The sequence below is a fragment of the Mycobacterium sp. NGS15 genome, assembly GCF_059813245.1.
Genome location: NZ_JCALEF010000014.1, coordinates 1 through 6561, shown reverse-complemented (window position 1 = coordinate 6561; position 6561 = coordinate 1). Strand labels below are relative to the sequence as shown.

The following is a 6561-nucleotide window of genomic DNA, read 5'->3' as shown; positions in this document are numbered from 1 at the left end:
AGCGTTGGTCATCGCCTACGTCGCCGAACGGGTGTCCCCAACCAAAAGATCCGGTAGGTCGAATTCTTTGACCTCGTGCCGAATTCGGCCGTGGGCAAGATCCTCCGCAAGGATCTCCGCGTCCGAGAATCGCAGAGCACCGCTTAGTGGGTCCCGGTAGTACCGGCCGAAAATCAAGAAGTTTGAGCTCGGCCCGTATGTAGGCGCTTCTGTGACGCTATGCCCTCCACGGCATCCCTTCACACCCCAAAGTTCATCCCGCGGCGTGTGCGGCGCGGCGCCGGTTTAATCGGCTTCGCGGTGATGGGGCGGCGGGCTAGGTAGTAGACCACGTCAATGTGCGACTTGATCTTTCAGGAGTTTAGTAACCGGACCACGGCCACCGTGCGCGACCATCCGACGGTTGTGTCCTACGTGGCCCCTCCTCTGCCCCCATGCGGACGAGGAGGGGAACACCCTCGTGGACGGGACTGTTCAAATCGCCACCCAACGGATCAACGGTCGGGTAAAGCGCGGCCTCGTGCGTGCTCGACCTCGACAAGGAGCGGGTGGCGCTAAGCGTTATCACTGTTCCCTTGTCGACAATCATGTTCCGCATATCGATCGAGCAACTACTCGGCCGATCGCTCCTCTACGCGGGTGTACTTTAGCAGTGGAATTCCCCTTCCACCTTCTTGTTTCGGATAGGCATCGCCCGCGGCACGGATCGAATCCCACTCACATCCTCGCGTACCGAATGCGTCAGCGATTCTCGTAGCCGAGGTGATGTCGTGGATGTACACGCTTCCGGTGTCGCCTGAGCACAATCCTTGCACTTTCTGGGCTAGAGCACCGAACAAAGTTGTGCACCTGTGTCATTCGTTCTGACCAGGCCCGAATCGGCCAGAACCTGCCCGGCTAGGCGGGATAGGCGCTTACCTCCGGTGAACAACGCAGCCCCGGCCAGGACGGCGACGAACATCTGGCCCGCCTGACGCCGGTGACGCAGCGAAAGAACCCCCACGCCAGCCAGAACCATCTCATGAAGCCATGCACACACTTGATGGATTTCTGGTTATTCGCCGTGAACGGGAGTAGGCCATGGCTCGAGCCGACCAGCAGCGCTGGGCGCCGTGCCGGCGCCAGGAATCCCCGCAAGTGCGGAAACAACGCGAAGAACGCGTCAAAGAGGCATCGTGACCTGCCCTACCTGGAAGGTCTACCCGGTGATCGACCGCCTGGTCGACGCCGGGGTTCCGGTTGACCGCTGCTGCCGGGCGTTGGGCGTTTCGCGGCAGAAGTACTACCAGGCCAAGCCCGCCCCCACCTGCGCTCGGCAGCTGCGGCGTCAGTGGCTCACCGGCCTGATCCGGGAGATCCATGCCGCCTCACGCGGCACCTACGGCTACCGCCGCGTGCATGCTGAGCTGACAGTGGCGATGGGCATCACGGTGTGCGAACGCACCGTGTCGGTGCTAATGATCCAGGCGGGCCTGTATGGGCTCCCTGGACCGGTGCGCGTCAAGCGACTGCGCGGAGTTGTCACCGCCGACGACTTAGTGAACCGCAAGTTCCACAGTCTGCTGACCATATGAGTTGTGGGTCAACGACATTACTCAACACCGTACTAGGAAGGATGGCTGTACTGCGCTGCGGTTCTAGACGCGTTCAGCCGCCGGATCGTAGGTTGGTCGATCGATTCGCGGGCTGATTCCACGCTCGTGGTCAACGCCCTCGATATGGCCATCCGCAACCGGCGCCCCGACCCCGGCGCGATTGTGCACGCCGACCATGGAACGCAATTCACCTCTTGGGTCTTCGGGGAGAAAATTCGTTCGGCCGGGCTGCTGCCATCCTTCGGCAGCGTCGGCCTGGACAACGCGATGATGGAATCCTTTTGGTCCTCAATGCAAATCGAACTACTCAACCGCAAAAAGTGGAAGACCAGAGTCGAACTCGCGAACGCGATTTTCGAGTACATCGAGATGTTCCACAACCGCCAGCGCCGCCACTCCGCGCTGGGCTACCGCACACCCATCGAGTACGAGCTACTCTGCGATAAGATACCCGTCCCCGCCTGAAAGTTAGCGACCCAGAATGGAATCCAAACAGTAGGCAGGTCATCGAGGATACGTAGTGGTCGTCGGGTCGGCTTTCCAGGCGTCGTAGCGACGAATTCGAGTCAGACGAGGTTGTTTCGAAGACCATGATGGGTTCGTCGGCGCCGATATCACCGGTGAGGCGCCCGCGAATTACGCCATATTGGTCGACGTCGAGGATGATTTCTGCTCCCGCGTGCGTCGTCATAGGCGGCGTCCAGGTTGGCGGAGTTTTGTCGCGAACCCCTTCCAGCCTGCGCCACATCAAGTTTGCTTGACATTAGCCTCCGTGTTCGGACGTCATCGCGAAGCGGTGCCGCGCTACTCGGCTGGCGGTATCACAGGCTTGAGGCGTCCGTCGACTACGTTGTCGAACCCAAGATCGTTTCGGCTCTCGGTCATTGTCCCGCTGGCGCCGGGGCGACATGATCTTTGAAGGCCAATCGCATCTGATCCAGCTGGTGTGTGACCAGTGAGCAAGAAGGGTTACCGAGATCATTGGCCACCGAGAAGTGGTCATAGCCTTCTGGGACAACCAGTTCCACTGGGTATCCGAGATTGGACCACAGTTCTTTCATAGCTCCTGATTGCCTGTGATACTCGGTGGATTCGTCCACCGCGACGATCAAGGAGAGGGGTGCCCCTGCCAGGTAGGTCTGATGGATTGGACTGTTGCGAGCCGCCTGCTCGGGATCCATGTGCAGGGTCTTGTTGAGGTATGCGAGCTGGATCGGTTCGAGATCGAAGATCCCTCCGATAGCACACACCCCCTTGACCAGATCCTGTGGCAGATCTACGCCAATGGTTGCCCAGTCGGTCGCGAGGAGCATGGTCGCAAGGTGGCCGCCAGCCGAGTGCCCGGTCACGTAGATGCGGTCGGGATCAGCGCCGATCGCCTCGGCATTGCGATAGAGCCACGCCAGGGCGGACCGAATGTGTCCGACGATGGTGTCCATGTTGTAGTCCGGCGCCAAGCCATAGTTCAGCACGGCGGTGGTGATACCGTTGGGCCGCATGGCATCTGCGACATAGCTGTAATTGTCCTTGTCAAGGGAGTACCAGTAGCCGCCATGGATGAAGACATACAGTGGCGTGCCGGTTTCCTCCGATGGAAAGACGTCAAGACGTTCGCTTGGGTCCTCGCCGTAGGCGATGTCAAGGGTGTTGGGCAGGGACTCTCTAGTTTTTTCGCTCAGCTCGGACCACTTAGCGAAGTGGTCCGAGAAAGCAGGCCAGCGCTTTCGGTTGTTGTACTCGTCATCGAGTCCTGCTTGGTCGTACTGGCGGTATACTTTCGTGGATGTCACTAAAATGTCCTCTCGGAGAAGGAATTCGAGCAACAAGTCGTTGACCGCTCTGGGTTGCTCGAAGGTAGGCCAGTGGCCACACTGGGGAAGGATCGCAAAGGTGGAGTCCGAGATCGCCTCAGCTAGTAACCGTGCTGAACTCGGTGGTGCAGTCTTGTCCTCGTCACCGGTCAACACCATGGTGGGGCATGTGATCTGGTCGGGCGGGGCGGCCACTGCCGCAGCAGCCGACTCGCAGATCTGTGCATAGCCCTCCGGATCCTGCCGCATCACTGATTCCCGAACAAATGCGATCGTCTGCGGCTGAGTGATTTTCGTAGCCGCCGACGTTCCCATTTGTGAAAGGCCGTCGGCGATGTCAACCAATCCGCCGGCGCGCGCGTTCGCTGCCCGAGCGTGAAGTGCCTCCCGGGCGGCAGGAGTCGGCTCGTCGATCGGCCCGAGCAGCACAAGGCTGCCGACACGGCCCGGGTGTAGCGTAGCTAAGTGCTGGGCGATGATCGAACCATAGGACCAACCCACCACGTGGGCCTTGTGGATGCCGTTCTCATCGAGCAGAGCGATCATGTCTGAAACGTGAGTCGCTACAGAAATCTCCCCCGCGGTGACGCTTCTGCCCGCGCCACGCAGATCGGGTCGAATGACCGTGAAGCTCCGGCTGAGGATGCCGACTTGCGGACCCCACGAGTTCGACGTGGCACCGAGGCCGTGAATCATGAGTATCGCAGGGCCACTCCCGGCTTTCTCTACCGCAATACCATCAAGCATAGGAGCCTGCTCCTGAGGCCACGACGTTGGGGGCGGTGATCAGTGACGCTGCCTCTTGGACGCGAAGTGGGAATGCACCGAGGTTCGGACCACTGGCTGTGATTGATTGGGCGCCCCGATCGGCGACCTCTGGGTTGAAATAGTGCATGTCCAGTTTGAAGATGTCGCCGCCCTTGACGACTAGGACGATGTTGTCCTGATCTTGCAGGATCCGGATGTCTTCGAGGGGATCGCCGTCAATCAGGATGACGTCCGCGAGCCAACCTTCACGGAGCAGGCCGAGCTGGTCGATGGCCATCAGTTCGCCACCCCATTTCGTCACCGTCATCAAGACCTCGGCTGGGCTCATGCCCAGCATCTCGACAAAGTGCTGGAGGTCGCGGGCGTTGTTGCCGATGGGGTTCCAGGCGAAACCGTAGTCGCCGCCGGGCATGAAGCGAATGCCGCGCTTTCGGATTTCTCCGTAGACCTCGGGAAAGTTGTCCAACATCTCGAACTGGTGCATGGCAGTAGCCATTTGCTGGTCGATACCCCAGGGGGCTGCTTCGTATGCGGTGGCGTAAGTGACTCCAATGGCTGGAGCGAGGAAGATGCGGTCCTTCTGTTCCTCGAGGAGGTCGAAGGTTTCACCCTCGACGTAATCGCAGTGGTAGATCGAGCGGAAGCCGTGGCGCAGGGCCAGCCTGACCGAGTCGTCGGATCGCGCGTGACAAGCCATGAAGACTCCATGATCGTGGGCGATTCTGGCGCCGGCAGCAATCTCGTGGTCGTCGTACATCGTCATCTTGCCCTCGCCGAGCTTTTGGAAGTCGTCGCCAGAAAGGTTCATCTTGATGGTGTCGACACCTTCACGAATCGCAGTTCGTACCGCTGCCAGCACAGCATCTGCACCGTCGGCGATCGTGTTCAGTAGATCGCCATCCTTGTGCATCTTTCGGACGTCACCGAGCCCACCCGTCGTCGTGATCTCAGGACACGCGCTCCGCATACGCGGACCCGCAAACCGTCGTGAATCGATCGCCGCTTTGACCACAACTTCTGTTCGCATCCGCGCCGATCCGGCCGAATACAACGAGGTGAAGCCTGAATCGAGCATCAACTGTGTGTTCTTCAACGTCAGCAACAGAGTCTCTTCTGGCGGAAGGTCGCCTTGCTCCGCAACAGTGGCGAGGTTGTTGTACGTCATGTGCGCGTGAGGTTCGACGAGACCGGGCATCAGGAGCCCTCCACGACCGTCGATGACTTGGGTACCTGCGTCGGGAATGATCGACCCCCGGCCTCTTTCAAGACGCGCAATACGGTCTCCCTCGATGAGGATTTCACCGGGAAATGCCGGTGAACCCGTGCCGTCGAAGATATTGACGTTGGTGAACAGGGTGCGTTGCATTGCTGTTACCTCTCACTTACACGTTCGCTGATTACATCTTGATTCGAGCGCTGCGTCGGGGGTCATCGCCGGCGCCAGGTGCGCGGGTACGTCTCACTCAGATGGGCCCGTTGGTGACTTCTCGGAGCCGAGTGCCACTCCCGCAGCGCGGCGGCGTCTTCAGGACTCACGCGGGCGAATCAGACCCGGGTCATCCCGACGCAATCTAGCGTCACCACATCGCCACCAGCAACCGGGCCGAGTTGCTTGAACAGGTCCAGGCAGGTGACGTAGAGAACGCAACTGGAATCGGTTTTGGCGCAAAGCCTTCTCGATTCCGTCGCATACCCCCGGTCCTCTTTGGGTATCGCGCGGGCACGTTGTACAGACCAACATCGCCATCGGGAACCCTTTCCAGTGTGGTCGGCGTCGGATCAGAGCCTTCTGTGATTGATAACACATGGCGAGACGGCGAAACGCAATAGCGAAATGCGAATGGCAGTCATCCGAACTTCGTATTGGCCGTCGCGCAATTCCTCAGGGGTGTCTGTCAGGCAATTCCCCACGGTCAGGTGCTGCTGTGGTGAGGGGTAACGAAGCTCGGGGTGGGCGGCAGCGCCGAGTCGTTTCCGGGGTCGGTGGAACGGTCCGTTTGGAGAGTCCCCGATACTGAGTCCACCCGGAGTTAGAGCCAGGTTGTCGTTGTTCGGATTCAGTTGATCTCGCGGGCCATGGCGTAGTGATCGTGGCTGCGGGCCGCAGTGAAACGCCCTGAAAATCCCGGAGGGCTCAGGTTTATAGGATGCCGATCAGGGGTTGTTCGGCCCGTTGTGCATCCTAGAACGCGGCTTCGAATTCGGTGGGTGGATGTCGCCGAGGTAGCTGCGTAGGCGGCTGGTGTTGTGCCAGCAGATCAGCCCCGGGTGTCCAGTTCGACGTCTTCGACGGTTTTCCACGGCCCGGTGCGGGCGGGGCCATAGATCAGCTCGGCCTTGTAGTAGCCGTTGACCGTCTCGGCGAGAGCGTTGTCGAAACTGCCACC

Annotated in this window: 2 protein-coding genes and 2 pseudogenes; 1 reads left to right on the top strand and 3 read right to left on the bottom strand. The window is 60.0% G+C overall.

Going from position 1 to position 6561, the window contains the following annotated elements:
* Positions 1-1193: 1193 nt before the first annotated feature.
* Positions 1194-2060 (top strand): annotated as a pseudogene (locus AC5Y5C_RS24840) (IS3 family transposase); the annotation flags it as partial.
* A 416-nt stretch (positions 2061-2476) separates the two neighbouring features.
* On the opposite strand, the gene AC5Y5C_RS24835 reads toward AC5Y5C_RS24840, so the two are convergent.
* The 3 genes and pseudogenes from AC5Y5C_RS24835 to AC5Y5C_RS24825 all read right to left on the bottom strand — a co-directional run.
* The gene (locus AC5Y5C_RS24835; RefSeq protein ID WP_499977337.1) at positions 2477-4102 is read right to left on the bottom strand and encodes an alpha/beta fold hydrolase; all 1626 of its coding nucleotides are present in this window, start codon (positions 4100-4102) and stop codon (positions 2477-2479) included.
* A gap of 43 nt (positions 4103-4145) precedes the next feature.
* Positions 4146-5540 (bottom strand): amidohydrolase family protein, encoded by a 1395-nt coding sequence (locus AC5Y5C_RS24830; protein ID WP_499977336.1) that lies wholly within the window; start codon positions 5538-5540, stop codon positions 4146-4148.
* An 816-nt stretch (positions 5541-6356) separates the two neighbouring features.
* A pseudogene (locus AC5Y5C_RS24825) lies at positions 6357-6561 on the bottom strand (IS3 family transposase); the annotation flags it as partial.